The sequence below is a fragment of the Pseudomonas sp. SGAir0191 genome (assembly GCF_002812565.2).
In the GTDB taxonomy this organism is placed as follows: Bacteria; Pseudomonadota; Gammaproteobacteria; order Pseudomonadales; family Pseudomonadaceae; genus Aquipseudomonas; species Aquipseudomonas parafulva_B.
On the sequence record NZ_CP025035.2, the window covers coordinates 2,139,946 to 2,165,181 of the forward strand.

At 60.6% G+C, this 25,236-nt stretch carries 21 protein-coding genes; 9 read left to right on the forward strand and 12 right to left on the reverse strand.

What is annotated here, in order from left to right; translation table 11 throughout:
- Positions 1 to 26: 26 nt before the first annotated feature.
- From CWR53_RS09785 to CWR53_RS09800, 4 genes are all read right to left on the reverse strand, one after another.
- On the reverse strand, positions 27 to 596 hold the full coding sequence (locus CWR53_RS09785; protein WP_058605159.1) for a DUF2589 domain-containing protein: 570 nt from the start codon (positions 594 to 596) through the stop codon (positions 27 to 29).
- 85 nt (positions 597 to 681) lie between these two features.
- A complete protein-coding gene (locus CWR53_RS09790; RefSeq protein ID WP_058605160.1) occupies positions 682 to 1,317 on the reverse strand; it encodes a DUF2589 domain-containing protein in 636 nt (211 codons plus the stop codon).
- A gap of 58 nt (positions 1,318 to 1,375) precedes the next feature.
- Positions 1,376 to 1,756, reverse strand: a complete 381-nt coding sequence (locus CWR53_RS09795) for a Mor transcription activator family protein (RefSeq protein WP_058605161.1) — start codon at positions 1,754 to 1,756, stop codon at positions 1,376 to 1,378.
- 238 nt (positions 1,757 to 1,994) lie between these two features.
- Positions 1,995 to 2,453 (reverse strand): hypothetical protein, encoded by a 459-nt coding sequence (locus CWR53_RS09800; RefSeq protein ID WP_058605162.1) that lies wholly within the window; start codon positions 2,451 to 2,453, stop codon positions 1,995 to 1,997.
- A gap of 149 nt (positions 2,454 to 2,602) precedes the next feature.
- Here CWR53_RS09800 and CWR53_RS09805 point away from each other — a divergent pair, with 149 nt between their 5' ends.
- The gene (locus CWR53_RS09805) at positions 2,603 to 2,791 is read left to right on the forward strand and encodes a hypothetical protein (protein ID WP_023533551.1); all 189 of its coding nucleotides are present in this window, start codon (positions 2,603 to 2,605) and stop codon (positions 2,789 to 2,791) included.
- A gap of 31 nt (positions 2,792 to 2,822) precedes the next feature.
- Here CWR53_RS09805 and CWR53_RS09810 read toward each other — a convergent pair whose 3' ends face one another.
- Positions 2,823 to 3,197 (reverse strand): fe2+ zn2+ uptake regulation protein, encoded by a 375-nt coding sequence (locus CWR53_RS09810; RefSeq protein ID WP_100851379.1) that lies wholly within the window; start codon positions 3,195 to 3,197, stop codon positions 2,823 to 2,825.
- A 298-nt stretch (positions 3,198 to 3,495) separates the two neighbouring features.
- Between CWR53_RS09810 and CWR53_RS09815 the strand changes: the two genes are divergently transcribed.
- Positions 3,496 to 5,748 (forward strand): acylase, encoded by a 2,253-nt coding sequence (locus CWR53_RS09815; protein WP_258313237.1) that lies wholly within the window; start codon positions 3,496 to 3,498, stop codon positions 5,746 to 5,748.
- Positions 5,749 to 5,858: 110 nt separating this feature from the next.
- Here CWR53_RS09815 and CWR53_RS09820 read toward each other — a convergent pair whose 3' ends face one another.
- Both CWR53_RS09820 and CWR53_RS09825 read right to left on the reverse strand, forming a co-directional pair.
- Positions 5,859 to 6,581 carry a UDP-2,3-diacylglucosamine diphosphatase gene (locus CWR53_RS09820; protein ID WP_058605165.1) on the reverse strand — a complete coding sequence of 241 codons (723 nt, stop codon included), beginning with the start codon at positions 6,579 to 6,581 and terminating at the stop codon, positions 5,859 to 5,861.
- Complete coding sequence (locus CWR53_RS09825) at positions 6,578 to 7,078, reverse strand: peptidylprolyl isomerase (protein ID WP_100851381.1); 501 nt, start codon at positions 7,076 to 7,078, stop codon at positions 6,578 to 6,580. The genes CWR53_RS09820 and CWR53_RS09825 overlap by 4 nt, the downstream gene beginning before the upstream one ends.
- A gap of 248 nt (positions 7,079 to 7,326) precedes the next feature.
- Between CWR53_RS09825 and CWR53_RS09830 the strand changes: the two genes are divergently transcribed.
- From CWR53_RS09830 to CWR53_RS09840, 3 genes are all read left to right on the forward strand, one after another.
- Positions 7,327 to 9,030 (forward strand): glutamine--tRNA ligase/YqeY domain fusion protein, encoded by a 1,704-nt coding sequence (locus tag CWR53_RS09830; RefSeq protein ID WP_058605166.1) that lies wholly within the window; start codon positions 7,327 to 7,329, stop codon positions 9,028 to 9,030.
- Positions 9,031 to 9,039: 9 nt separating this feature from the next.
- Complete coding sequence (gene cysS / locus CWR53_RS09835) at positions 9,040 to 10,422, forward strand: cysteine--tRNA ligase (RefSeq protein ID WP_058605167.1); 1,383 nt, start codon at positions 9,040 to 9,042, stop codon at positions 10,420 to 10,422.
- 622 nt (positions 10,423 to 11,044) lie between these two features.
- Positions 11,045 to 12,408, forward strand: a protein-coding gene (locus tag CWR53_RS09840; RefSeq protein WP_100850704.1) for an IS3 family transposase whose coding sequence is annotated in 2 segments (ribosomal slippage) — positions 11,045 to 11,510 and positions 11,510 to 12,408 — 1,365 coding nt in all. Because the reading frame shifts where the segments join, the coding sequence is not laid out codon by codon here.
- Between the two features lie 540 nt (positions 12,409 to 12,948).
- Here the strand turns inward: CWR53_RS09840 and mobA are convergent.
- The 3 genes from mobA to CWR53_RS09855 all read right to left on the reverse strand — a co-directional run bounded on the left by mobA (position 12,949) and on the right by CWR53_RS09855 (position 17,901).
- Positions 12,949 to 13,524 (reverse strand): molybdenum cofactor guanylyltransferase MobA, encoded by a 576-nt coding sequence (gene mobA / locus CWR53_RS09845; protein ID WP_058605033.1) that lies wholly within the window; start codon positions 13,522 to 13,524, stop codon positions 12,949 to 12,951.
- A gap of 61 nt (positions 13,525 to 13,585) precedes the next feature.
- Positions 13,586 to 16,714, reverse strand: a complete 3,129-nt coding sequence (locus CWR53_RS09850; protein WP_100851382.1) for an efflux RND transporter permease subunit — start codon at positions 16,712 to 16,714, stop codon at positions 13,586 to 13,588.
- An 11-nt stretch (positions 16,715 to 16,725) separates the two neighbouring features.
- The gene (locus tag CWR53_RS09855) at positions 16,726 to 17,901 is read right to left on the reverse strand and encodes an efflux RND transporter periplasmic adaptor subunit (RefSeq protein WP_100851383.1); all 1,176 of its coding nucleotides are present in this window, start codon (positions 17,899 to 17,901) and stop codon (positions 16,726 to 16,728) included.
- 208 nt (positions 17,902 to 18,109) lie between these two features.
- On the opposite strand from CWR53_RS09855, the gene CWR53_RS09860 reads away from it, so the two are divergent.
- From CWR53_RS09860 to ilvA, 4 genes are all read left to right on the forward strand, one after another.
- On the forward strand, positions 18,110 to 18,805 hold the full coding sequence (locus tag CWR53_RS09860) for a response regulator (protein ID WP_100851384.1): 696 nt from the start codon (positions 18,110 to 18,112) through the stop codon (positions 18,803 to 18,805).
- A 6-nt stretch (positions 18,806 to 18,811) separates the two neighbouring features.
- The gene (locus tag CWR53_RS09865) at positions 18,812 to 20,119 is read left to right on the forward strand and encodes an ATP-binding protein (RefSeq protein WP_100851385.1); all 1,308 of its coding nucleotides are present in this window, start codon (positions 18,812 to 18,814) and stop codon (positions 20,117 to 20,119) included.
- Between the two features lie 74 nt (positions 20,120 to 20,193).
- Complete coding sequence (locus CWR53_RS09870; protein ID WP_023535716.1) at positions 20,194 to 20,625, forward strand: PACE efflux transporter; 432 nt, start codon at positions 20,194 to 20,196, stop codon at positions 20,623 to 20,625.
- 179 nt (positions 20,626 to 20,804) lie between these two features.
- Complete coding sequence (gene ilvA / locus CWR53_RS09875) at positions 20,805 to 22,364, forward strand: threonine ammonia-lyase, biosynthetic (protein WP_100851386.1); 1,560 nt, start codon at positions 20,805 to 20,807, stop codon at positions 22,362 to 22,364.
- Between the two features lie 9 nt (positions 22,365 to 22,373).
- Here ilvA and CWR53_RS09880 read toward each other — a convergent pair whose 3' ends face one another.
- Complete coding sequence (locus CWR53_RS09880; RefSeq protein WP_100851387.1) at positions 22,374 to 23,555, reverse strand: hypothetical protein; 1,182 nt, start codon at positions 23,553 to 23,555, stop codon at positions 22,374 to 22,376.
- Positions 23,556 to 23,613: 58 nt separating this feature from the next.
- A complete protein-coding gene (locus CWR53_RS09885; protein ID WP_100851388.1) occupies positions 23,614 to 25,233 on the reverse strand; it encodes an NADP-dependent glyceraldehyde-3-phosphate dehydrogenase in 1,620 nt (539 codons plus the stop codon).
- Between the last annotated feature and the right edge of the window lie 3 nt (positions 25,234 to 25,236).

Sequence of the window (25,236 nt, forward strand, 5' to 3'; positions counted from 1 at the left end):
GTCGGGTTAAGCAGGTGATTTGGGAATCAACGTACCGTCGCCGCCTCGATGAATTCGTTGGTGGGCGAAGGTGGTGGCGCTGGAGCCGGAGCCGGAGCCGGGGCGCGAACTGGGATGATCAAGTTGGTGTATTCCTCGATCAGCCGGTTTAGGGCCTCGGGCGGTTCGCTTGCCTGGAACTGCATCCGGATCTGCACCTCGTCGGGGTCGCGGCTATCCCCTTGGCGCCCCTGGCCACCGATGGTTACCTTGAAACTGGCCGAGCGGCTTGCGTCGGCTGGGGTCAATGCTCGTTGTGCTTCGGTATTCTGGACGCGAACCGACAGGTCGACCTGCATCCGTTCCAGTGCCAACCCTTTAGGCGACACTAGCGCGAAAAGGGGCACGCGCATCAGGTGCTGCCCATCCATGGCCACCTCGACCATCTTCGCGGTCATCGGCGCGCCCAGCTCTTGGTGATTGCAGTCGAAAAAACGATCGAACAGTTCAATGTACTGTTGCGCGATCATGCTGTTGGCGGCGCTCGCAGCTTCCTGCAGGCCGCGAGTGATTTCGCGCAGGTCAATGGAGGTCATGGGGACAGGGCTCTTGTCCATGGGTTCGACTCATTGGGCCAAGTGGGTCCCCTGAAGAGCATTCAGGGGGATATTTCGCGCCGCGCCGTGACTGCGCTGACAGTAGTCATGCCGTTGGGCTATCGAGCTCTTTCTGAGCCTGAGACGGCGCACTCAAGGCGGGCGATTGCTGCGTGACATCCTTTGCAATAATGGGCTTGGTAGCCGCCTCCGTGAGGAAGTCGATCACCCTCATCATTGCCTCTGGTGGGTCCTGTCGCTTGAGGGTCGTGTTGAAGGCGTAGCGTGCCCGGGTGTCGGTCTTGCGCGTTTGCGAGGACTTATGGCTTACGCTGCCCTTGACGTTGAGCTTGAAGGGGCCCCAGCCCAAGGAGGCGGCGCCTTCTGCGTTCATGTCCCTGGCCGATGTGTCTTCGGACATCTGATTGATGACCAGCTCGAATTCGACGGTGCCGTTTTCGATGGCGATGTTGGGGTGGGTGATCGCCGCCATTAGCGGCACTTGCAGCGTCTTCTTCACCACGCCTTGTGGTTGGCCCTGCTCGTCGACGATGGTTTCGTCATAGTCGAACTGGATGGCGACCGCCTTGCCGTCCTGTACGCAGACTTGCATGAGGAAGTCTGCGTAGGATTTGCTGGCGGTGACCTGAGCCTGAACCATGGCCTGCAACGGGCCCGCGATCATGCGGTCCATGGGCAAGGCATTGATGACAGATCCTATGAGGCTATTGTCTATGGACATGCTGGGTTCTCTTTTTACATTTCAGGTTAAGGGTGGGTATGGGTTGATGAGGCTTCGCTCATCGCAATGGCAAATCCTGGCGACGGATGTTGCCGATCTGGCGCAGGCTCAGACCGTACTTGTCGGCCAACAAGCTGCGCGAGAAGCCGCTGGCGCTTTCTTTCTGAATCTGTTGGTTGCGCAATTGGCGGATAAAATGATCAACCTTGGGGATCTCAAGCGCGACACCTGCAAAGCGCTTGATCAGGGCGTCGAGTGCCTCAGCCGGTAACACGTCAGCAAGCTTGGTTCGATCGCGGTGTTTTGGAATGTACTTAGGCCTACCGCCAAATGCGTAGGTCAGCTGGTACGCGTTTTCTATGCCTATGCACTCAATCAGCGCCTGTAGCGATTGCGGCAATTGGCTGACGTCGATGTGGCTCAAGTCTGGCGTTTCCATATGACGCTCCTTCGAAAATGGTAGGGGTCACCAGCGGCATAACGTCGAGGTGTGGCTAAATTTTCTGTGATAGCCGGCGGGACCCGCTAGGCGCCATTAGGGGTGAGGGTTGTAGTTTCGATTACTAGCTTATGCAGGCAGCGCAGTCTCACCGTGTAGGAAAAACACATGCAAGCGCTCGAGACGTGAGTCTTCCCGGGGAATGAGCGCAACATATGGCACTTTGGGTATTAGCACCTCAGTCGCAGGGGTAGGCACTGAGTAGACTGGCACTGCCCAGGTGTGCCTCTTGAAGACTTCTCAGCCCGGATGGCACGGACCTCCAGTCCACCTGCACGCAGAGCGCGTGCAGAGTCTGCCCGTTACGGGATCCGATAATCCGGTCATCGAAGGTCCGGCGGTAGATCGCCTGGGTTTCGGACACCGGCCGGACCTGGTCGGCGCGCGCCAGGGTCTGCTGCGCAAGTGCTGGCAATGCAGTGGAGGGCACCTCGAATCGCAACGAGGTGTTGCCAGGATTCAGATAGCCAGCCTTTCGAACCCGTTGCCACAACTGTTGCCACTGGCTGCTGCCTGCTTTCTGGCTCAGCGTGTGACCAAGATCAAGCAGTCTTGCGCAAGGCACCTCAGTGGTATTGAAAGCATGCAGTGGCGTGGCGGCCAAGCACAGTATGAGTGTTAGCAGGCGTTTGTTCATGGGGCTCCCCACACGTGTGATGAAGCCATATATTTTCAGCTTGGGGTGCTACCAGGCAGCAGGAAATGCAGCGCCGGGGCGGGCGAACGTTGTATCATCTGCGCGGCTTGAGCTAAGCCATCTGTCCCGGATGTAGCAAGGAACCGTCGATGACACACGTGCAGCGCCTCAAATATTCCCTCCTGATCATTCTGGTGGTCCTTGGGCTGATGATCGGTCTTTCCCATTTGCAAAAAGCGGGTACGATCAGCGAGCAGACCTTTCAGATGCTGGCTATCGCCATTGCCGTGGTCGTGGTGGTGATCAACGGCATACTCCGACGTAAAGTCAGGCGATGACGCTTGCCGGTTCAGTGGCCAGCCCAGCTGCTCAGGCCGAGGTGGATCGCTCCAGTACTGCACGCGCCTGCGGATCAAGGCTGTAGCATTTGTCAGCACCTAGCTGGATCACGCCTTCGGCACATAACCGCTTGAGCACTTCTCGTACGCTGAGAAATGACAACGGTATGTCCAACTGCTCCAGTTGCGCATGCACACCTCGCACGCCAATGCTTCTTCCATTTCGCTCTGCCGCGTGCAGGGCGTCTATCACTTTCAGCCGTATCAGGCTGGTACGCAGCCCGAAGCTGCGCAGCAACTCCCGTATCTGCTCGTTGCCGGTTCGTTCGTCGACCTGCGCGTCCTGCCCAGTCGGGGTGTTGGCTTGCGCCGTGTTGGCTTGCACTGGAGTTGGCGGGTTGTACATGTGAATGCTCCTTTTCTTGGACGAACCCGAACGATGGGTGCCTCTTTGAATAAGACGAATGAGCGCCTGTAATCTGCAATGCAAAGCGAAAAAACCTTCATCAGTTGTTGTGGGCTGAGATAAAGCGGCTTCTTTTCCAGTTCCGCTTGGTCCCTGTACATGAGCGTCAGGCCTGAGCGTAAAGGCCGCCTAAACTCTTCTTGCGTTCGTTCGTTTCACCGGGATGAACCGTATTCGAGGAGTGTCCGTGTCCCCATTTACCTGCTCAAGCCGTTGTGCCGGTCTGGCTGCAGCGCTCATGGTTGCGGCCTTAACCGCACACGCTCGTCCCGTAGCGCCAGATGCCAGCGCCCAGATCCGTCGCACTACCTATGGCGTGCCGCATATCGTGGCCAAGGATGAAAGAGGTCTCGGTTATGGCATTGGCTATGCCTATGCCCAGGACAATCTTTGTCTGCTGGCTGACCAGGTCCTGACGGTCAGCGGTGAGCGCTCGCGCTATTTTGGTGGTCAAGGTCAGACCGTGGACCAGCGCGAGAACCTGGCCAGTGATGTGTTCTTCACCTGGCTCAACGGGCCGGTGCAGGTGCAGGCTTTTCTGGACGCACAGCCCGCTGCCATCCAGGCCCTTTTGGCGGGTTATGCCAGTGGGTTCAATCGAGCACTGGCCGAGCGTCGTCAGCAGGGCCTGCCACCGGAATGTGGAGGGGGGGAGTGGGTGCGCGCCATCACCAGCCAGGACCTGGTCAAGCTTACACGGCGGTTACTTGCAGAAGGTGGGGTCGGGCAGTTCGTCGAAGCCCTGGCCGGCGCGCAGCCGCCCAAGAACGATGCCCGGCAACCCGCCGTCGCTTATGGGAAAGCGCTGGAACAGCAGCAACGGTTTGCCACCCAGCGTGGCAGCAACGCCATTGCAGTGGGTGCCCAGCGTTCGGTCAATGGCCGTGGTTTGCTGTTGGCCAACCCGCATTTCCCATGGGTGGGAGGCATGCGGTTCTACCAGATGCAATTGACCATCCCCGGTAAGCTCGATGTGATGGGTGCAGCATTACCTGGCTTGCCGATGATCAACATCGGCTTCAATCGCCACCTTGCGTGGACCCATACCGTCGACACTTCCAGGCATTTCACCTTGTTTCGCCTGCAACTCGACCCCAAGGACCCAACCCGGTATGTGCTCGACGGCAAGTCACTGCCGCTGACCCGCCAAAGCGTCAGCATCATGGTCAAGGCCCCCGATGGCCGACTGCAAAAAGTCGAGCGTGTTCTGTATAGCTCGTCATTTGGTCCGGTCGTTCAGTGGCCTGGGCGGTTGGACTGGGACAGGCATACGGCTTACAGCTTGCGCGATGCCAACAGTGATAACGCCCGCGTGCTGCAACAGTGGTACCAGATCAATCGTGCCGACAGCGTGGCGGCGCTGACGCGTTCCGTTGAGCAGCTGCATGGTATTCCATGGGTCAACACCGTCGCCGTGGATGAACGTGGCAAGACGACCTACCTGAACCAGTCAGTGGTGCCTTACGTCGACCAGGCATTGCTCGATGCCTGCGGTGGCGAACAGGCAGGCCCGCTGGTAGTGCTCGATGGTTCCCGCAGCCTGTGCAACTGGAAAGTCGACAGCCGCGCAGCCCAACCCGGTACGTTTCCGGCTGAGCTGATGCCCCGTCTGGAGCGCGATGATTTCGTGCAGAACTCCAACGATCCAGCCTGGATGACCAACCCTGCGCAGCCGATGACAGGCTACTCGCCCTTGGTCAGCCGCAGCGATCAGCCTCTGGGCATGCGTGGGCGCTTCGCGTTGGAACGTCTGCAAGGCAGGGCGCTGCTTGGTGTGGAAGATCTGCAGCGCTTGGTGACCGATGACGAAGTCTACCTTGCGCGTTTGCTGCTGCCAGATTTGCTGAGCTGGTGCAAGCGTGCCCCCACTGATGTCCAGCCCGTGTGCCGCAGCCTGGCCAGCTGGAACGGCAAGGCCAACCAGCAGAGCAACATGGGGCTGGTCCACTTTGAAAACATCTACAACGCAATCGAGCAACAACCGCAGGTATGGCGAGTGGCGTTCGATCCCAACGATCCTGTGCATACCCCGCGTGGTCTGGCGGTTGAGCAGGCATCGGTGAGCAAGGTGGTTCATCAGGCGGCCCTTGCCTCACTCCGGCAAGTGGCCGAGGAGGGCATCGACCCGAAGGCGCACTGGGGGCAGGTACAACAGGCCCAAGATGGCACGCCAGTGCCGGGCGGGCCCCAGGCACTTGGCGTGTACAACGCCATGTACAGTGTGCCGATGGGGCAGGGCAAGCGCTTGGTTGTCAGCGGCACCAGCTACCTACAGTTGGTCAGCTTCACCGATGAAGGCCCCAAGGCACGCGGCCTGCTGGCGTTCTCCCAATCGAGCGAGGCGGCCTCGCCCCATGCCAGTGATCAGACCAAGGCGTTCGCCGCCGGTCGGTTGCATGATATCCCGTTCACAGAGAAGCAGATAAAGGCCGATCCAGCGTACCGGGAGGTGATTATCCGTGAGCGAGATGAGCGGCTAGGCGTTCAGTGAGTGTCGGAATGGGAGACAAGCCTTGCTCGTCTCCCGCATAAGCATCAGCCCGGCGCCCGATATTGCGCTCAGGCGGGCTAGCCACTATCGAGCAAATAGCGCTCAAGCACTTAGGGAAATTCGAACGGCGCCAGCTGAAACCCTTGCGCGTCCACTTGCAAGGCCCAGGCACGCTTGTCCCAGTCGCCCAGGACAATACGCCGGGCCGGCTCCCCGTCCACCATCAGCTTGTGAATCGCCGGGCGATGGGTATGGCCGTGCACCAGTGTGCGCACGTCGTGCGCCGCCATGACCTTGGGCACTTCTTCGGGCGTGACGTCAACGATCTCCGTGGATTTCATTCGCGTCTGAGCGCGGCTTTCGCTGCGCAGCTTGCGTGCCAATTTCAGGCGAACTGACAAGGGGAGGTGCCTAAGCAACCAAAGACTCACGGGATTGCGCAGCAATCGCCGCATTTTCATGTAGCCCAGGTCTCGGGTGCACAAGGTGTCGCCGTGCATCAGCAGCACCCGTTCCGCTCCCAGCTCCACCACACAAGGATCGCTCAGCAGCGTGCAACCTGCAGCCTCGCAAAAGGCCTGGCCGATCAGGAAGTCCCGGTTGCCGTGCATCAGGTAGAGCGCAGTGCCGCTGTCGCTGAGCCGTCGCATGGCTTGGCAGATCGACTGCTGAAAGGCGGTCATGGCATCGTCGCCGATCCACGCTTCGAAAAAGTCGCCCAATATGTACAGCGCCTTGGCCTGGCGAGCCCGACCTTCGAGCAAATCAAGAAACGCCCGGGTAATGTCCGGGCGTTCTTCTTGCAGGTGCAGATCGGAGATCAGCAGTATCACTCAATGATCTCGGCTTTCTCGATGATCACGTCGTCCTTTGGTACGTCCTGGTGGCCAGCGCTCGAGCCGGTGGCAACTTTTTCGATGGCGTCGACGACTTCACGGCCTTCGATCACTTCACCGAACACGGCGTAGCCCCAGCCCTGGGTGTTTTTGCCGCTGTGGTTGAGGAAATCGTTGTCAGACGCGTTGATGAAGAATTGTGCCGAGGCAGAGTGCGGGTCCATGGTGCGGGCCATGGCGATGCTGTACTTCTTGTTCTTCAGGCCGTTGTCGGCTTCGTTCTGGATGCTGGCGCGGGTTTTCTTCTGGGACATGCCAGCTTCGAAGCCGCCGCCCTGAATCATGAAGCCTTTAATGACGCGGTGAAAAACGGTGCCGTCGTAGTGGCCGTCCTTGACGTACTGAACGAAGTTTTCGGTCGTCTGCGGCGCTTTCTCGGCGTCCAGCTGCAGGACGATGTCGCCGTGGTTGGTGCTAAGTTTGACTTTGGACATGCTGAAACTCGCTTTTTCAAGGCAATCGAAAATAGGATGCGCTGGGCGCTGATTACTACCAGACGCGGCGTCAGGCGTTGAGGACACATGGCGCGCTTGCGCCATTTTGCCAAGGCTGCGGCAAAAAGGCGTTAGAAATCACGCGAGTTTGGCGGAGCCCGACTGTCGGCAGCTTGACTGCTTCGGCTATGATAGGCCCTTTGATTCATTCGGCCTACCCAGGCCGGCTACGTGCATTCAAGGATCCTATGAGCAAGCCCACTGCCGACAACGCGCCCAACGCCGCTGCCAAAGGCGCCCCCGCTGTCCCTGCGAACTTCCTGCGGCCGATCATCCAGGCCGACCTGGACTCGGGCAAGCACGCCAGCATCGTCACCCGCTTCCCGCCCGAGCCCAATGGCTACCTGCACATCGGCCATGCCAAGTCGATCTGCGTCAATTTCGGCCTGGCCAAGGAGTTTGGAGGTGTCTGTCACCTGCGCTTTGACGACACCAACCCTGCCAAGGAAGACCAGGAGTACATCGATGCCATCCAGCGCGATGTAAAGTGGCTGGGCTTCGACTGGGCCGGCGACGTTCGCTACGCCTCGAGCTACTTCGACCAACTGCACGCCTGGGCCGTCGAGCTGATCAAGCAGGGCAAGGCCTACGTGTGCGACCTCACGCCGGAGCAGGCCAAGGAATACCGCGGCAACCTCAAGGAACCAGGCAAGAACAGCCCGTACCGCGAGCGCAGCGTGGAGGAGAACCTCGACCTGTTCGCGCGCATGAAGGCCGGCGAGTTCAAGGATGGTGAGCGCGTGCTGCGCGCCAAGATCGACATGGCTTCGCCCAACATGAACCTGCGTGACCCGATCCTCTACCGGATTCGCCATGCCCATCACCACCAGACGGGCGATACCTGGTGCATCTACCCGAACTACGACTTCACTCACGGCCAGTCGGATGCCATCGAAGGCATCACCCATTCCATCTGCACGCTGGAGTTCGAAGGACACCGGCCGCTGTACGAGTGGTTCCTGGACAACCTGCCGGTGCCTGCGCATCCGCGCCAGTACGAGTTCAGCCGTCTTAACCTCAACTACACCATCACCTCCAAGCGCAAGCTCAAGCAACTGGTGGACGAGCAACACGTCGAGGGCTGGGACGACCCGCGCATGTCCACCTTGTCGGGCTTCCGCCGCCGTGGCTACACACCGGCGTCGATCCGCAACTTCTGCGAAATGATCGGTACCAACCGCTCGGACGGTGTGGTCGATATGTCCATGCTGGAGTTCTGCATCCGCGACGATCTGGACCGTACTGCACCCCGCGCGATGTGCGTGCTGCGCCCATTGAAGGTGGTGATCACCAACTATCCCGAAGGCCAGACCGAACAGCTCGAACTGCCGCGCCATCCCAAGGAAGACATGGGCGTGCGCGTGCTGCCATTCGCACGTGAGCTGTACATCGACCGCGACGACTTCATGGAAGAGCCGCCCAAGGGTTACAAACGTCTTGAGCCTAACGGCGAAGTGCGCCTGCGCGGTAGCTACGTCATCCGCGCCGATGAGGCGATCAAGGACGCCGAGGGCACCATCGTCGAGCTGCGCTGCTCCTACGATCCGGACACCCTGGGCAAGAACCCCGAAGGCCGCAAGGTCAAGGGGGTGATCCATTGGGTGCCGGCTGAAGGCAGCGTGGAATGCGAAGTCCGGCTGTACGACCGTCTGTTCCGTTCGGCGAACCCTGAGAAGACCGAGGAGGGTGGCACTTTCCTCGACAACATCAACCCTGATTCGCTGCAAGTGCTCAGCGGCTGCCGTGCCGAGCCCTCCCTGGCCCAGGCGCAGCCGGAAGATCGCTTCCAGTTCGAACGCGAAGGCTACTTCTGTGCTGACCTCAAGGACAGCCAGCCGGGCCGCCCGGTATTCAACCGCACCGTCACCCTGCGTGACTCCTGGGGCAGCTGAGGAACCACCGTGCTCACGATCTACAACACCCTGACCAAGACCAAGGAGCCGTTCAAACCGTTGGACGGCAACAACGTGCGCATGTACGTCTGCGGCATGACCGTCTACGACTACTGCCACCTGGGCCATGGTCGCAGCATGGTGGCTTTCGACCTGGCCACCCGCTGGTTGCGCAAGAGCGGCTACAACCTGACGTACGTGCGCAACATCACTGACATCGATGACAAGATCATCAACCGGGCCAACGAGAACGGCGAAACCTTCGACGCACTCACCGCCCGTATGATCGATGCGATGCACGAGGACGAACGCCGTCTCAACATCCTGCCTCCGGACCAGGAACCGCGCGCCACCGATCACATTGCCGGCATGCATGCCATGATCCAGACCTTGATCGACAAAGGTTATGCGTATGCGCCTGGCAACGGTGATGTCTACTACCGCGTCGGCAAGTTCGTGGGTTACGGCAAGCTCTCGCGCAAAAAGATCGAAGACTTGCGTATTGGTGCGCGAATCGAGGTTGGCGAGGCCAAGCAGGATCCGCTGGACTTCGTCCTGTGGAAAGGCGTCAAGCCGGGCGAGCCCAGCTGGGAGTCGCCCTGGGGGCCTGGCCGCCCTGGTTGGCACATCGAATGCTCGGTCATGTCCACGTGCTGCCTGGGTGAGAGTTTCGACATCCATGGCGGCGGCAGCGACCTTGAGTTCCCGCATCATGAGAACGAAATTGCCCAGAGCGAAGCTGCAACAGGCAAGCCGTACGCCAACGCCTGGATGCACTGCGGCATGATCCGCATCAACGGCGAGAAGATGTCCAAGTCGCTGAACAACTTCTTCACCATTCGCGACGTGTTGGAAAAGTATCACCCTGAAGTGGTGCGCTATCTGCTGGTGGCCAGCCACTACCGCAGCGCGATCAACTACTCAGAGGACAGTCTTCGCGACGCCAAGGGTGCACTGGAGCGGTTCTACCATGCTTTGCGTGGCTTGCCTCGTGTACCGGCCAGCGGCGGGGAGGCCTTCGTCGAGCGTTTCACTGCTGCGATGAACGACGACTTCGGTACGCCTGAAGCCTGCGCCGTGTTGTTCGATCTGGTTCGCGAGATCAACCGCCTGCGCGAGAGCGACGTGTCGGCCGCGGCTGGCTTGGCGGGGCGTTTGCGTGAGCTGGGTGACGTGCTGGGTGTGTTGCAGCTGGAGGCCGATGACTTCCTGCGTGCAGGCGCTGAAGGGAAGGTGGACGCTGCTCAGGTCGAGGGTTTGATCCAGGCGCGCTTGCAGGCGCGGGCGGACAAGAACTGGGGTGAGTCCGATCGCATTCGTGACCAGTTGACGGCCATGGGTGTGGTGCTTGAAGACAGCAAGGGCGGGACAACCTGGCGGTTGGCGGACTGATCTGGGGGGAGGGCGAGCGGATTGGGTTGCTTGCAACCCATGTCCAGCCCGCCTGTAACTCGGCGATGGCCAAGCGATTACCGTCGTCCCTGTCCTTGCCCTTACCGCAATATGCTTTCTGCGTTTGCTTCTAAGCGCGCGTTAGTTCAGGCGCCGCAGATCGCGACTTCAGGAGGCCGAGCGCAGGGCTTGCGGAGGGAGGTGACAGGCATGGATGCCTGTCAAGCGCTGGGCCCCAGGATGGGGCCTGCAGCGCGGTCCTCCCGGGAGCAAGCCCGGAGCGAGGGGACCCCGGAGCGCAGCGCAGGGGCCGGATGATAGGAGCAGGCGGTTTTTGCTCACTTTTTGACAAGACAAAAAGTGAGCCGCCGTAAGGGCGGAAAGGTGACTGCGCGCCACCCGCGCCAATGAATACCAACTTGCTGTATGCGCCCACGCTCTTGAGTTTGAAGTTTGAAGTTTGAAGTTTGAAGTTTGAAGTTTTAAGTTTGAAGTTTTATTGCTGAGTGTGGGTATTGAAAGAGAGCATACTCTATTTGCGATGGCGACGCTTAATCACCTTTTCGCCATTACGTGAACTGACCCCCGAATGTTGGACACCTATCTCACCGGAGGGTGTTCCATGACGAAATACAACCTGGCGCTCAAACAGGCACTCATCGAAGAGTGCCTTTCTGCTCCTAGCATTCATGAAGTGGCGCTAAAGCATGACCTCAGTCCATCGATGCTACGTCGGTGGGTAAAGGGCTATGAAAAACACGGCGCAGCCGGTTTAAGTGCCAAGTACAGCCGCTACGATGCCCAGTTCAAATTGAAGGTTTTGCAGTGCATTGAGCAAGAAGGATTGTCTGCCCAGCAAGCCTGCATCCAGTTTGATATTCGTGGTCCAAGTAGCATCAGGCAGTGGAAAAGGTTGTATGATCAAGGCGGAGTTGAAGCACTTCATCCGCATCATACCCGAGAGTTGAGCATGCCCCGTAAGCCATCGAAAAAAACCAGCGCAAGTCCTCCTACCGCTTCGGATAGCGACCTGACACCCGAGCAAATGCTCGAAGAGCTGGAATATCTGCGTGCGGAGAATGCTTATCTAAAAAAGCTCGATGCCTTGATCCAAGCGGACCCTCGCACTGCGCAGGCGAGAAAACGAAGGCTGTCCAGGGATTGAGGCACGGGCATCGACTCGCTCTGCTGTTACGTGCTGCCGGGCTTGCACGTAGTACCTTTTATTACCAAAGCAAGGTGTTGTTGACTGACAAGCATGCAGCTTTGAAAGAGAGTATCAACAACGTCTATCACGAGCATAAAGGACGGTATGGCTATCGCCGGATCACTGAGACCCTCAAGCACAACGGTCGGATGATTAATCACAAGAAGGTGCAGCGACTGATGCAGCTGATGGGTCTCCAGTCGCTGGTCAGGGCGAAGAAATATCGCTCGTACCGAGGCTCAGAGGGACTGGTTGCGCCTGATCTGCTCAGGCGAGAATTCAAGGCAGGAGCCCCTAATCAGAAATGGGCAACCGACGTGACAGAGTTCAAAGTGAAGGGGCAGAAGCTGTTTCTTTCGCCGTTGATGGACCTGTATAACGGCGAAATCCTCGCTTATCAGATTAACCGGCGCCCGGAGTTCAAGATGGTCTCGGCAATGCTTGAGCAAGCCTTTGAGCGGCTGAATCCAGGTGATAAACCGATATTGCACTCCGATCAAGGATGGCAGTACAGGCAGCCCACTTACCGGCATATGCTGGCCGAGAAGAACATTGAGCAGAGTATGTCGCGTAAGGGCAACTGCCTAGACAACGCCGCAATGGAAAGCTTTTTCGGCACACTCAAGAGCGAATATTTTTACCTGGAGTCGTTTGAAAATGTCGAGCAGTTGGCTTCAGGACTTGATGATTACATCGCTTACTACAACCAAAAACGCATCAGCCTCAGACTTAATGGCCTGAGTCCGATACAATTTCGGACCCACGCGCTGGCCCCATAGCGCTCACTGTCCAACTTTTGGGGGTCAGTTCAACGGCGAGTCACTTTTTGTCAAACGCGACAAAAAGTAACCAAAAAACGCTGTGCTCCATTCATACGGCCCCTACGCTACGCTTCGGGGTTCCCTCACTCCGGTCTTGCTCCCGGGAGGACCGCGCTGTAGGCCCCATCCTGGGGCCCAGCGCTTGACAGGCATCCATGCCTGTCACCTCCCTCCGCAAGACCTGCGTTCGGCCTTCTGAAGTCGCGAAGATCAAGATCAAGATCAAGATCAAGATCAACAGAAGCACAAACAGAAACAGTAACCTGTTTTAACTTTGAATAGAGGTGTCTGGTTACGCTTGATAGTTATAGTCGGAACAGTATTCACGATATCTGCTGACGTATATAGCACTTAAGTGCGACATTGCCAGGGCGCCTGACAGGCCGCAATGGGTTGCGAGACAGCCCCGGCAATCTATGCTGCGAAGCTAAATTCCAGAGGCCGCACCGCAGCCCACCGTTGCTCTTTGTACCGGGAAAAACACCGACAGCCACCTTGTCAGTCCTCAAGCCACTGCGGGCTGTTGAAATTATTCAACCGGCAATCCTCTTCAGCGCAATCAACCGCCGCCACGGGCGAGCCGAGCAAGGCTCTCTGCAAACTGCGCTCCCCAGCGTTCCAGGCTTGCTCAAGCAGTGGCAGGATGGCGCGGGGCAGCACGCTGAACATCGGTTGCCAATACCCACCTTGGCGGACCATGGCGGCACTGTTGGCCGTCAAAGCGGCGCGCCGCAGGTCGTTGACTAACATCTGATCGATCCGTGGCGCATCGCAGGCGAGCACCACCACCCATCCGTGCCGCGCTACCGCCAACCCGGCAAGCACGCCAGCCAGTGGGCCAGGGAAGCCGGCCTCGGTATCACTCACGCATTGCTCGGCGTACCGCTGGTACACCTGCTGATTGCGATTGCACGAAACGATCAGGTCATCACTGAGCCCCCGAGCCACCGCGTGAACGTGAGCAATCAGAGGACGGCCTTGCCAGTCGATCAGCCCTTTGTCACGGCCACCCATGCGTTGGCCACGGCCACCGGCGAGCATGAGGACAGAGCAAGGGGGCAGTGTAGCAGGCATGAAAAAGGGTTCCGGGCAGTCAATGCCCGAAACCCTCCCACTTCACGCTCCGCTTGTCCAGTCAGTGACTGCGCGTGGCTGGCTCGTGGCCAGGCTCCAGTGGCCGTCGGCGCCCGGACAAACGCATCACCACGACGAAGAACACCGGTACGAAGACCACCGCCAGTGTGGCACTCAACATACCGCCAATGACCCCCGTACCGATGGCCTGCTGGCTTGCCGAGCTGGCACCGGTGGCGATGGCCAGCGGCACCACCCCAAGGATGAAAGCCAGGGACGTCATCACGATGGGCCGCAGGCGCAGACGTGCAGCCTCGATGGCTGCCTGGGTGGCATCCATTCCCTGGTCCACCAGGCCCTTGGCGAACTCGATGATCAGGATGGCGTTCTTTGCCGAAAGCCCGATCAAGGTGATCAAACCCACCTTGAAAAACACGTCGTTGGGCATGCCGCGTAACGTGACGGCCAGGACTGCACCCAGAATGCCCAGGGGCACCACCAGTAGTACGGCTGTGGGGATCGACCAACTTTCATACAATGCCGCCAGGCACAGGAACACCACCAACAGCGACAGGGCCATGAGTAGCGGCGCCTGGCTGCCCGAGAGCCTTTCCTGCAGCGACAATCCGGTCCATTCCAGCCCCACGCCGGGCGGCAGCTGCGCCACGATTCGCTCGATCTCGGCCATGGCCTGACCGGAGCTTTGTCCGGCTGCCGGCTCACCCGAAATGGACACCGCTGGGTAACCGTTGTAACGCGTCAACTGGACTGGACCGCTGACCCATCGGGGCTGGACGAAGGCGCCAAGCGGCACCATCTTGCCGGCGCTGTTGCGCACGTGAATCTTCAGCAAGTCTTCCACCTGGCTGCGCTGATCGCCCTCAGCTTGCACCACCACCCGCTGCATGCGGCCTTGGTTTGGAAAGTCATTGACGTAGCTCGAACCCACGGCTACGTCCAGCACCGAGCCGATATCGGCGAACGAGACCCCCAGCGCGTTGGCCTGACGGCGGTCGATCTCCAGCTCCACTTGCGGGCTTTCGGCCAGGGACGCCTCGCGCACGTTGGTCAGTAGCGGGCTCTTGCTCGCCTTGGCCAGCAGCTCGTCACGTGCAGCCATCAGTTGGGCATGACCCAGCCCACCCCGGTCCTGCAGGCGGAACTCGAAGCCGGTGGACTCGCCCAGGCCGTCAATCGGCGGCGGCAGTACGGCGAAGGCGATGGCGTCCTTGAGCTGTGTGAATGCCATGTTCGCGCGATCGGCAATGGACTGAGCACTGTCATCGGCGCCACGTTCAGACCAGTCCTTCAGGGTCGTGAAGGCCAACGCCGCATTCTGGCCACTGCCGGAGAAACTGAAACCCAGAATTACCGTGGTATTGCCCACGCCAGCTTCACCGCCGTTGTGCGCTTCGATCTGAGCCGCCACCTGCTCGGTCCGCATGCGGCTAGCGCCTGGCGGCAGTTGGATATCGGTGAGGGTGTAACCCTGATCTTCGGTGGGCAGGAAGGCAGTGGGCAACTGACTGAAGCCGTAGCCCAACACGCCCAGCAGCACGGCGTACACCAGCAGGTAGATCCCGCTGCGGCGAAGTGCTTGGGACACCCAGCCCTCATAGCCCTTGCTCATGCCCTCGAAGCGCCGATTGAACCAGCCGAAGAAACCGCCGCGCTGATGATGCTCGCCTTGGTTCACAGGCTTGAGCAACGTCGCGCACAGCGCCGGCGTCAGGCTCAGGGCAAGGAAGGCCGAGAACAGAATGGAAACTGCCATGGACACCGAAAACTGCTGGTAGATCACGCCGACCGAGCCCTTCATGAAGGCCATGGGCAGGAACACGGCTACCAGCACCAGCGTGATGCCGATGATCGCCCCGCTGATCTGGCCCATGGCCTTGCGTGTGGCTTCCCGGGGCGCCAGGCCTTCTTCAGCCATGATTCGCTCAACGTTCTCGACCACCACAATGGCGTCATCCACCAGAATGCCAATGGCCAGAACCATGCCGAACAGGGTCAGCACGTTGACCGAAAAGCCCAGTAACAGCATCACGCCGAACGTACCCATCAGCGCCACGGGCACCACGAGTGTGGGAATCAAGGTATAACGCAGGTTCTGCAGGAACAGGAACATCACCGCGAACACCAGCACCATCGCTTCGAACAGCGTGCTGATGACCTGCTGTATGGAGACCTTGACGAACGGCGAGGTGTCGTAGGGAATATCGTACTTCACACCCTCCGGGAAGTAGCGCGCCAGATCCTTCATCTTGGCGCGCACCAGTGTGGCCGTCTCCATGGCGTTGGCACCCGGGGCCAGCTGCACGCTGAATGCGGTGGCCGGCTTGCCATTCAGGCGCGTGCCGTACTGATACTCCTGGGCACCGATTTCTACCCGTGCTACATCACCGATGGTCACCACCGAACCGTCGGCATTGGCCCGCAGTACAATGGCGGCAAACGCTTCTGGTGTGGTCAGTTGGCCCTTGACCACCACGTTGGCGGTGATCTCCTGGGTAGCGGGGCTGGGCAGGTCGCCGATGCTGCCGGGCGCTACCTGCGCATTCTGGGCGCTGATGGCTTCGGCCACGTCGTTGGGAGTGAGGTTCAGGCCGACCAGCTTGGCTGGGTCGATCCAGATGCGCATGGCGCGCTCGGAGCCATACAGCTGCGCCTTGCCGACCCCCTTGATGCGCCGGATCTCGTTCATCACGTTGCGCGCCAGGATGTCGGACAACGCGGTCTCGTCGAATTTCCCGTCCTCGGAGGTGAGCGTGCCCAGCAGCAGGAAGCCAGTGGACACCTTTTCCACCTGCAACCCTTGTTGGGTAACCGGGCGTGGCAGGCGCGACTCGACCACTTTCAAGCGGTTCTGCACGTCGACCTGGGCCAGGTCGGGCACGGTGCCCGGCTCGAAGGTGGCGGTGATGGTGGCGCTGCCCAGGCTGCTCTGCGACTCGAAGTACAGCAGGTTGTCGGCGCCGTTGAGCTCCTGCTCGATCAGGCTGACCACGCTTTCATCCATGGTTGCCGCCGAGGCGCCAGGGTATACGGCGTAGATCTCTACCTGCGGTGGCGCAACGTTGGGGTACTGCGCCACAGGCAACTGAGGAATGGCCAGGGCGCCAGCCAGCAGGATGAACAGCGCCACCACCCAAGCGAAAATAGGGCGGTCAATGAAGAATTGCGGCATCGATCAAGCCCTCACTGGCCAGTGTGCTGGGTGACGGAGGTGGCCTGGGGCGCGGGGTCGATCTGCACGCGTTCGCCTGCCTTGGCATGTTGCAGGCCTTCGACCACCACCTGGTCACCGGCAGCCAGGCCGTCGCGTACTACCCAGCGGTCGCCCTGTACGCTGCCTAGGACCACCTGCCGCTCGCTGACTTGCGACTGAGCATCCACGACCAGCACCTTCGGCACGCCTGCACTGTCACGCAGGATCGCCCGTTGCGGGACACTCAGGCCTTGCGCTTGCACGGCCTGGGCCAGGCGCACGCGCACATAGCTGCCTGGCAGCAAGTCGAGGTTGGGGTTGGGGAACTCGCTGCGCAGGGTGATCTGATTGGTCGAAGGGTCGACCTGGATGTCGGAAAACAACAGCTTGCCTGGCAGCGGGTAGGCACTGCCGTCGTCCTCGATCAAGGTGACACTGGCCTGGTCTGCGTCGACCCGTTGAAGCTGGCCGGCACGCAAGGCCTTGCGCAGCGCCGTGATCTCACGGGTCGACTGGGTGACGTCGACATGAATGGGGTCCAGTTGCTCGATGGTCGCCAGCGGCGTGGCTTCGTTCTGCCCGACCAATGCGCCTTCGGTCACCTGGGCGCGGCCAATGCGGCCAGCGATGGGGGCGGTGACGGTGGCGTATCCCAGGTTCAGAAGGGCTCGTTGTACGGCTGCCTTGGCCTCGGCCACCGCTGCGTTGGCTTGCAGCAGGCTGGCCTTGGCGTTGTCGTATTCCTGGCCGCTGACGGCCTTGTCGTTGACCAACTCGCGGTATCGCTGCTCTTGCAGGCGAGCCTGATAACGGGTGGCGTCGGCTCTGGCCAGTGCCGCCTGAGCGCTGTCCAGGTCGGCCTTGAAGGGTGCCGGATCGATCTGGAACAACACATCGCCCTGCTTGACGTCGCTACCTTCGCGGTAGACCCGTTTGAGCACCACGCCGGCCACCCGAGCCCGTACCTGAGCGGTACGCGGCGCCAGAATGCGGCCGTTTAGCTCGCTGGTAATGGCCAACTGTTGCAGTTGCAGCGTCTCGACGCGCACATGCGGGACCGGGGCTTGCTGTTCGGGTTCGTCGCTAGCGCTACAGCCGCCAAGGCTCGAGCCTACAAGCGCCAGAAGCGCCATGCGGCGCAGGGTAACAGTGAGTGTGTCGGACATTGGGATCTTCCGCTGATGATCTGCGCTATGCTACGGCACCCGGGTCATGGTTGGCTGTTAACAGCTGTACGGGGAGTGTGAAAAAGTGTGAAGCGATGGGTTGTGCACCGTGATGTTTCTATAAGCTTGGGCCACTATAACGCAGCGCTCACCTGGCCATGCCGAGCCGGCGTGCTGCAAGTCCCTATATCTGCCTGCCAAGCGACCCATGCCCACTATACTTCTGGTCGAAGACGACAGCGCCCTGGCCGAGCTCATCGCCAGTTACCTGCAACGCAACGAATTCGTGGTCCGGGTCATCGCCCGGGGTGACCGCGTGCTGGACGAATATCGCCGGGACAAACCCGACCTGGTGATTCTCGACCTGATGCTCCCAGGCCTGGACGGCCTGCAGGTGTGTCGCCAATTGCGTCAGCAGTCCCAATGCCTGCCGATCCTGATGCTCACCGCCCGCGATGACAGCCATGACCAGGTGCTGGGGCTGGAAATGGGTGCTGACGACTACGTCACCAAGCCGTGCGAGCCACGGGTGTTGCTGGCACGAGTGCGCACCTTGCTGCGCCGCAGCGGTAACGAACCCAGGCTGGACCATGACCTGATCGTGGTGGGTGGGTTGTGCATCGACCTGGCCGAGCGCACCGTCACCTGGCGCGGCGAGCCTGTCGACCTGTCGGCCGGGGAATTCAACCTGCTGGTCGTGCTGGCGCGCAATGCCGGGGTGGTGCTCAATCGCGACCGCATTCTTCAACAGCTGCGCGGTATCGAGTTCAACGGCACCGACCGTTCGGTGGACGTGGCCATTTCCAAACTGCGTCGCAAGTTCGACGACAACGCAGGCGAAGCACGCAAGATCAAGACGGTCTGGGGCAAAGGCTATCTGTTCAGCCGTGTCGAGTGGGAGTAAGCCGCGATGTTCAAGATCCTGGTGCGGCTGTATCTGCTGATCATCGTGGCCTATGCCGGAGCCTTGCTGTTCATACCCGACACCATCGTGGGGCTGTTTCAGGAACGCTTCATGGCCTACAACCTCAGCCAGACCAAAGGTGTGCAGACGCTGATCGTGAGTCAGTTTCACCAGGCGCCCCAGTCCCAGTGGCCTGCCGTGGCACAGGCGCTTGCCGACGATTTCGCGCCCTTGCAGGTACAGCTGCTGCGTATTGACCAGGCCCGCTTGGATGAAACGGAGCGCGCACGACTGGCACAGGGGGAGTCGGCAGTGCGCCTGGCCCAATGGGGCTACTACGAAACCCTGCTGGCGCCATTGGACAGCCATTGGCTGGTACGCCTGGATTCGCCGCCCGATCCTTTGGACATCAACGTCCTGTCCTGGGGCGTGACGGTGTTGATCGGGGCCGCGATGCTCGGTTGCCTGTTGCTCTGGGTATGGCCGCACTGGCGTGACTTGGAGCGCTTGAAGGAAACTGCCCGGCGCCTGGGCCAAGGGCAGATGTCCGAACGCACGCATATCTCGGCGCATTCGAACATTGGCGAACTGGCCAGGGTGTTCGACACCATGGCAAGCGACCTTGAACGCCATGTCAATCAGCAGCGCGAGTTGCTCAATGCCGTGTCCCACGAGCTGCGCACGCCTCTGACGCGCCTGGATTTCGGTTTGGTGCTGCTATTTGACGAAGTGCCGCCGGCCAGCCGCAAGCGTTTGCTGGAGCTGGTCGGGCATGTGCGAGAGCTGGACGAACTGGTGTTGGAGTTGCTGTCTTACAGCCGTTTGTACAATGCCGACCAGGCGCGCGAGCGGGTGGAGGTGTCGTTGCTCGAGCTGGTGGACAGCGTGCTAGGCAGCTTTGCCGAGGAGTTGGACGGGCGTGGCATCCAGTGGGAGGTGCATGCCGACGCCGAGTTGCCACGCTTTGTGCTCGATCCGCGTCTGACGGCCCGAGCGGTGCAGAACCTGGTGCGCAATGCCATGCGCTACTGCGAGCAGCGCCTGGTGCTGCGCTTGCGCCTGGAGCCCGACGGAGCATGCCTGCTGACGGTAGAGGATGACGGCATTGGCATCCCCATCGAGGAGCGTGAGCGAATCTTCCAGCCGTTCTATCGCCTGGACCGCAGCCGTGACCGCAGCACGGGTGGGTTCGGCTTGGGGTTGGCGATCAGCAGGCGGGCCATTGAGGGGCAGGGCGGGACCTTGACGGTTGCCCAGTCCCCATTGGGCGGAGCGCAGTTCCGTATTCGCTTGCCCGCCGGGACGGTGACCTGATGCCTGATAGTAAGCCTCTTCTTTTAACCGGCGGGATCTTGTAGCGTGTCGGGTCGTCATTCAGGGAGCTGAACATGCAAGGCAAGGCCCGCAAGATCGTCCAGGCCATTCTCTACGAGGCCATCGCCGTGGCGTGCGTCGCTCCCGCCCTGGAACTGGCGTTCGGGGCGGGGATGGCGCAGTCAACCGTGCTGTCGGTACTGATGTCAGGCGTCGCCATGAGCTGGAACATGCTCTACAACTGGGTGTTCGAGCGCTGGGAGGCGCGCCAGCCTCAGCGCAAGCGCACGCTCTTGCGCCGCTTGCTGCATGCGCTTGGCTTCGAGGGTGGCCTGGTGGTGATACTGCTGCCGCTGGTGGCTTATTGGTTGCAAGTCAGCCTGCTGGCAGCGCTTTTGACCAATCTGGCCCTGTTCGCCTTTTTCTTCGTCTACGCCTTCGTGTTCCAGTGGGGCTTCGACAAGGTTTTCGACGTGCCGTTGTCGGCGCAGCAGGCCAAGTGTTGACGTGCGGCCAGCCCTCGGGCTACCGTTCGGCGCATGAACCGCTATCAGCCTGCCTTCGCCAGCATTATTACCGCCATCATTGGATTGGCGGGCTAGCGCGAGCATGCACCGAACCCGCCCTGGAGGCGGGTTTTTTTCATCTGACTCCTGGGCACCGTTAACCGGCCAAGGAGTCGACGATGTCCAACCTGTGTTCCGCCCCGCGAGCAATCACCCCTCAGCAACTGCTGTCCGAGCAGGTTCGGCGTATCTTGGCCGCGCCCGTCTATGACCTGGCCATCGAAACGCCGCTGCAAGAGGCCGCAGGGTTGTCCGACAGGCTGGGTAATCGGGTACTGCTCAAACGCGAAGACCTGCAACCCACATTCTCGTTCAAGATCCGTGGGGCGTACACGCGACTATCGAGGTTGACAACCCGCCAGCGTCAGGCCGGCGTAGTGACCGCTTCGGCGGGCAATCACGCTCAGGGCGTGGCCATGGCCGCCGCGCACCTGGGCATGACGGCCACGATCGTCATGCCGTCCACGACGCCTTCGCTCAAAGTACAGGGCGTGCGCGCCCGCGGGGGACGGGTGGTGCTGCACGGTGACAGCTTCCCCCATGCCCTGGCCCATGCCTTGAAGCTGGCCGACCTGGAAGGAGCCACATTCGTGCCACCTTTCGATGACCCGGATGTGATCGCGGGTCAAGGCACGGTCGGCATGGAGATTCTTCGGCAGTGCCCTGGGCCGCTGCATGCCGTTTTCGTGCCGGTTGGCGGGGGTGGCTTGATTGCCGGAATCGCAGCCTATATCAAATACCTGCGCCCCGAAGTCAAGCTGATCGGGGTAGAACCGGAAGATGCCAACTGCCTGCAGGCCGCCCTGCAAGCTGGCGAGCGAGTGGTGCTCCCGCATGTGGGCACCTTCGCCGATGGTGTGGCCGTGGCCCAGGTGGGCGCCCACTGCTTCGAGCTATGCCAGCATTTTGTGGACGAGGTGCTGACGGTCAGCAGCGACGCGCTGTGTGCCGCGATCAAGGACATCTACGATGACACCCGCTCGATCACCGAGCCGTCGGGCGCTCTGGCAGTTGCCGGCATGAAGCAGTACGTGGACCGCGAGGGTATTGGCGGGCAGACACTGGTGGCTATCGATTCAGGAGCCAACATCAACTTCGATCGGTTGAGGCATGTGGCAGAGCGCGCCGAACTGGGTGAACAACGCGAAGCGGTGATTGCGGTGACCATCCCTGATCAGCCCGGTAGCTTCCGGGCGTTCTGCCAAGCATTGGGCAAGCGCCAGATCACGGAATTCAACTACCGCTGCCAGCCGGGCAAACCTGCGCGTCTGTTTGTTGGAATGCAGACGCACCCCGTGCAGGACCCGCGCGATCAGCTGTTGAGCGGTTTAAAAGCACAAGGCTATGACGTTGTGGACCTGACTGACAATGAACTGGCCAAGCTGCACGTGCGCCACACCGTGGGTGGGCCTTTGGCGCCTGGCAGTCACGAGCAGGTGCTGCGTTACGAGTTTCCAGAGCGCCCCGGGGCATTGCTGGCGTTTCTAGAGCGCCTGGGCCAGCGCTGGAACATCAGCCTGTTCCATTACCGCAACCACGGTGCAGCCCATGCGCGGGTGTTCGCTGCGCTGCAAGTGCCTGCCGATGAGCGTGCCGGGTTATTCGTGGCGCTCGACCAGATGGATTATCGCTACTGGGACGAAACGGATAACCCGGCTTATCGGCTGTTCCTCGGCTGAGGCGGCGGTTCATCGCTCGCGCATGAAGAAACCGGCCACGAACTTGCGGAAGGTTTCAGGGCTCTTGAAGTCGGCATACCGTTTGAAGTTCTCGGTATCCGGCTCGGGCCCGATGGGTTGTTCAAGCAGCGATATGGACAGAACACGGTCTTGGTCGGACGTCATCACCAGTTCATCCATGAGCTGCCCGCCAACCACCGGGCGGCGCATCTGCACCTTGACGCCCTTGCTGGCCATCCAGTCCACCAGCGATACCAGTGCCTTGAGCGGTTCGCGTTCTTCATCGCGATAGACCGGAAACAGATGGCCCCGCGACAGCACCGGTACGCTGGCCACGTGGATCAGCTCAAAGAAGTGACTGCCGGGAGTCGTAGGTGAATAGAGTGCCAGCGTCAGCAGCGGGCCGCAGGTGCGCTGACCACCCCAGTACAGATGGTGGCCCTGGAAATCGAAACCGTCTTCGCTTCGGTAGTGAAAGACCTTGCGGCCCTTGATCTGGTCGATGCAGTCGAGCAGTAGCCCATGACGCCGGTGGTTGCCAAAGATCGTGGCCTCACGCAGACGCGCCTTGAGCATCATCATGTGCTTCATGTCCAGGCGCGTTTCCAGGTAGTTGCTGGCCGGTACCCGTTCCACCAGCGGATAGCGACTGGCCACAGCACGCAGTTGAGCGAATTGCCCGGTCAGGTCCTGCTTCAAATGCGTGGCGTAAAGGTTCAGGCCGCTGGTCTCGATCCACGTCAGCAACAAGGCCAGCAACCGCTGTTGTTCGCGGCGCTCACCTGTCCCGTTAGTGCTTGTGCTTGCGCCCGTGCGAAAATCGCCGATCAGCCGCAACGGCGTATCGGGGGGCAGCCAGGCCACCGGCTGGACAGGTGCCTGTGCACGCTCGGCCGCTTCCTGTTCATCCTTGGTAAAGGGGCAGCCTGGGGCATGTTCGGCCGTGCCAGGGTTGTTCTTGAGAAACAACGTACCGGTGTTGCCATTGAGGGTGACATTGAGCACAGGCAGGGCATCGGTGCGGCAATCGCAGGCCAGCCACTGGTTAGCGTTGCGCACCTTCATCAGCATCTGGTTGGCCTGCAGCAGGCGGGGCCCGGTCAAGCCGCCGGTGGCAAAGTCCACCAGCAGCGCGTCTTCGGCGGGCGTCAGGCTGCGCACCTGGGCGGCGGTCTTGTCGATGATACGCATTGAGCGGCTCCGTGCTATGAGCTTCAAGCTTCCAGCAAAGCGGTGCCGCTTTCAACCGTCAGAAGATGTAGTCGGTGGTCAGGAAACTCGACCGCCGATTGCGGATGATGTCACTGAACAAGGCCTTGTTGTCGTCCTCAAAGCGCGTGGCCACCAGGGTGCGTATGGAAAAGACCCTCAAGGCATCGTGCACCGAAAGAGTACCCTCGGCGCTGTTCTTGCGGCCATTGAACGGATAGGTGTCCGGGCCTCGCTGGCATTGGGTATTGATGTTGATGCGACCGACCTGGTTGGCGAAGATGTCGATCAGGCTGCCGACGGTGGCAGGATCGTTGCCGAACAGGCTCAGCTGCTGGCCATAGTCCGAGTCCAGAACGTAGTCGATGACCGTCTGCAGATCGCGGTAAGGGACGATCGGCACAACCGGCCCGAACTGTTCTTCCTGGTACACGCGCATCTGCGCCGACACCGGATACAGCAGGGCTGGATAGAAGAACGAACCCCGGCTGCGTCCCCCGTGTTCGTTGATCACCCGTGCTCCCTTGTCGGTCGCATCGTGCACCAGGCCGTCCAGGTAATCGATCTTGCCGGGTTCGGGCAGCGGTGTCAGGGCCACGCCAGCCTCCCAGGGCATGCCCGGCTTGAGTGTGGTGAGCTTGCGCGTGAACTTGTCGAGAAATGCATCGACCACATCTTCATGGACGAACAGAATCTTGAGCGCCGTGCAACGCTGGCCGTTGAACGACAACGCGCCGGTCAGGGCCTGCTCGACGGCGTTGTCCAGATCCACCTGGGGCAGCACGATGCCGGGGTTCTTCGCATCCAGGCCCAGTGCCGCGCGCAGCCGATGTGGCCGTGGGTGCAGCTTCTTGAGATCGCTGGCAGCCTTGTGGGTGCCGATGAAGGCGAAGACGTCGACCTTGCCGCTGGCCATCACTGCGCTGACGGTCTCGCGGCCCTTGCCGTAGATGACATTGATGACACCAGGCGGGAAGCTGTCGCGGAAGGCTTCGAGCAGCGGGCGGATCAGCAGCACGCCAAACTTGGCGGGCTTGAACACCACGGTGTTGCCCATGATCAAGGCCGGAATCAGGGTGGTGAAGGTTTCGTTGAGGGGGTAGTTGTACGGACCCATGCACAGCGCCACGCCCAAAGGCGCGCGGCGTATCTGGCCCAGGGTGCCCTGTTCGAGCTCGAAGCGGCTGGAGCGTCTGTCCAGGTCCTTCAGGGCATTGATGGTTTCATTGATGTAGTCGCAGGTGCGGTCGAATTCCTTTTCCGAATCCGCGAGGTTCTTGCCGATTTCCCACATCAGTAGCTTGACCACGGCCTGACGCTGCTCGCGCATGCGCGCCAGGAACGCTTCCACATGGCCAATGCGCTCTGCCACCCGCATGTTCGGCCATGCTCCGCGCCCCTTGTCATAGGCTTGAACTGCAGCGTCCAGTGCGGTCATGGCCGTGTCGGCGTCGAGCAGCGGAGCATGGCCCAGCACCACTTGTTGCTCCTGGCCGTTGTCCTTGAGCCAAACGGGGCTACGGACTGTAGCCAACGGCCCGTCCCAATGGCGCAGTTCACCGCCCACAAGGTAGTCACGTTGTTCAAGCGGAGCTCCCAGTTGCCACGCTTGCGGTACGTCGGCGACGTTGGGGTAAAGGTTGTCGAGCAAGGATTCCATGAA

What these genes read in the sequence shown, in the direction of transcription:
- CWR53_RS09785 (WP_058605159.1), bottom strand. Translation starts at nt 596, where the DNA reads ATGGACAAGAGCCCTGTCCCCATGACCTCCATTGACCTGCGCGAAATC.
- CWR53_RS09790 (WP_058605160.1), bottom strand. Translation starts at nt 1,317, where the DNA reads ATGTCCATAGACAATAGCCTCATAGGATCTGTCATCAATGCCTTGCCC.
- CWR53_RS09795 (WP_058605161.1), bottom strand. Translation starts at nt 1,756, where the DNA reads ATGGAAACGCCAGACTTGAGCCACATCGACGTCAGCCAATTGCCGCAA.
- CWR53_RS09800 (WP_058605162.1), bottom strand. Translation starts at nt 2,453, where the DNA reads ATGAACAAACGCCTGCTAACACTCATACTGTGCTTGGCCGCCACGCCA.
- CWR53_RS09805 (WP_023533551.1), top strand. Translation starts at nt 2,603, where the DNA reads ATGACACACGTGCAGCGCCTCAAATATTCCCTCCTGATCATTCTGGTG.
- CWR53_RS09810 (WP_100851379.1), bottom strand. Translation starts at nt 3,197, where the DNA reads ATGTACAACCCGCCAACTCCAGTGCAAGCCAACACGGCGCAAGCCAAC.
- CWR53_RS09815 (WP_258313237.1), top strand. Translation starts at nt 3,496, where the DNA reads ATGGTTGCGGCCTTAACCGCACACGCTCGTCCCGTAGCGCCAGATGCC.
- CWR53_RS09825 (WP_100851381.1), bottom strand. Translation starts at nt 7,078, where the DNA reads ATGTCCAAAGTCAAACTTAGCACCAACCACGGCGACATCGTCCTGCAG.
- CWR53_RS09830 (WP_058605166.1), top strand. Translation starts at nt 7,327, where the DNA reads ATGAGCAAGCCCACTGCCGACAACGCGCCCAACGCCGCTGCCAAAGGC.
- mobA (WP_058605033.1), bottom strand. Translation starts at nt 13,524, where the DNA reads ATGCCTGCTACACTGCCCCCTTGCTCTGTCCTCATGCTCGCCGGTGGC.
- CWR53_RS09850 (WP_100851382.1), bottom strand. Translation starts at nt 16,714, where the DNA reads ATGCCGCAATTCTTCATTGACCGCCCTATTTTCGCTTGGGTGGTGGCG.
- CWR53_RS09855 (WP_100851383.1), bottom strand. Translation starts at nt 17,901, where the DNA reads ATGTCCGACACACTCACTGTTACCCTGCGCCGCATGGCGCTTCTGGCG.
- CWR53_RS09860 (WP_100851384.1), top strand. Translation starts at nt 18,110, where the DNA reads ATGCCCACTATACTTCTGGTCGAAGACGACAGCGCCCTGGCCGAGCTC.
- CWR53_RS09865 (WP_100851385.1), top strand. Translation starts at nt 18,812, where the DNA reads ATGTTCAAGATCCTGGTGCGGCTGTATCTGCTGATCATCGTGGCCTAT.
- CWR53_RS09870 (WP_023535716.1), top strand. Translation starts at nt 20,194, where the DNA reads ATGCAAGGCAAGGCCCGCAAGATCGTCCAGGCCATTCTCTACGAGGCC.
- ilvA (WP_100851386.1), top strand. Translation starts at nt 20,805, where the DNA reads ATGTCCAACCTGTGTTCCGCCCCGCGAGCAATCACCCCTCAGCAACTG.
- CWR53_RS09880 (WP_100851387.1), bottom strand. Translation starts at nt 23,555, where the DNA reads ATGCGTATCATCGACAAGACCGCCGCCCAGGTGCGCAGCCTGACGCCC.
- CWR53_RS09885 (WP_100851388.1), bottom strand. Translation starts at nt 25,233, where the DNA reads ATGGAATCCTTGCTCGACAACCTTTACCCCAACGTCGCCGACGTACCG.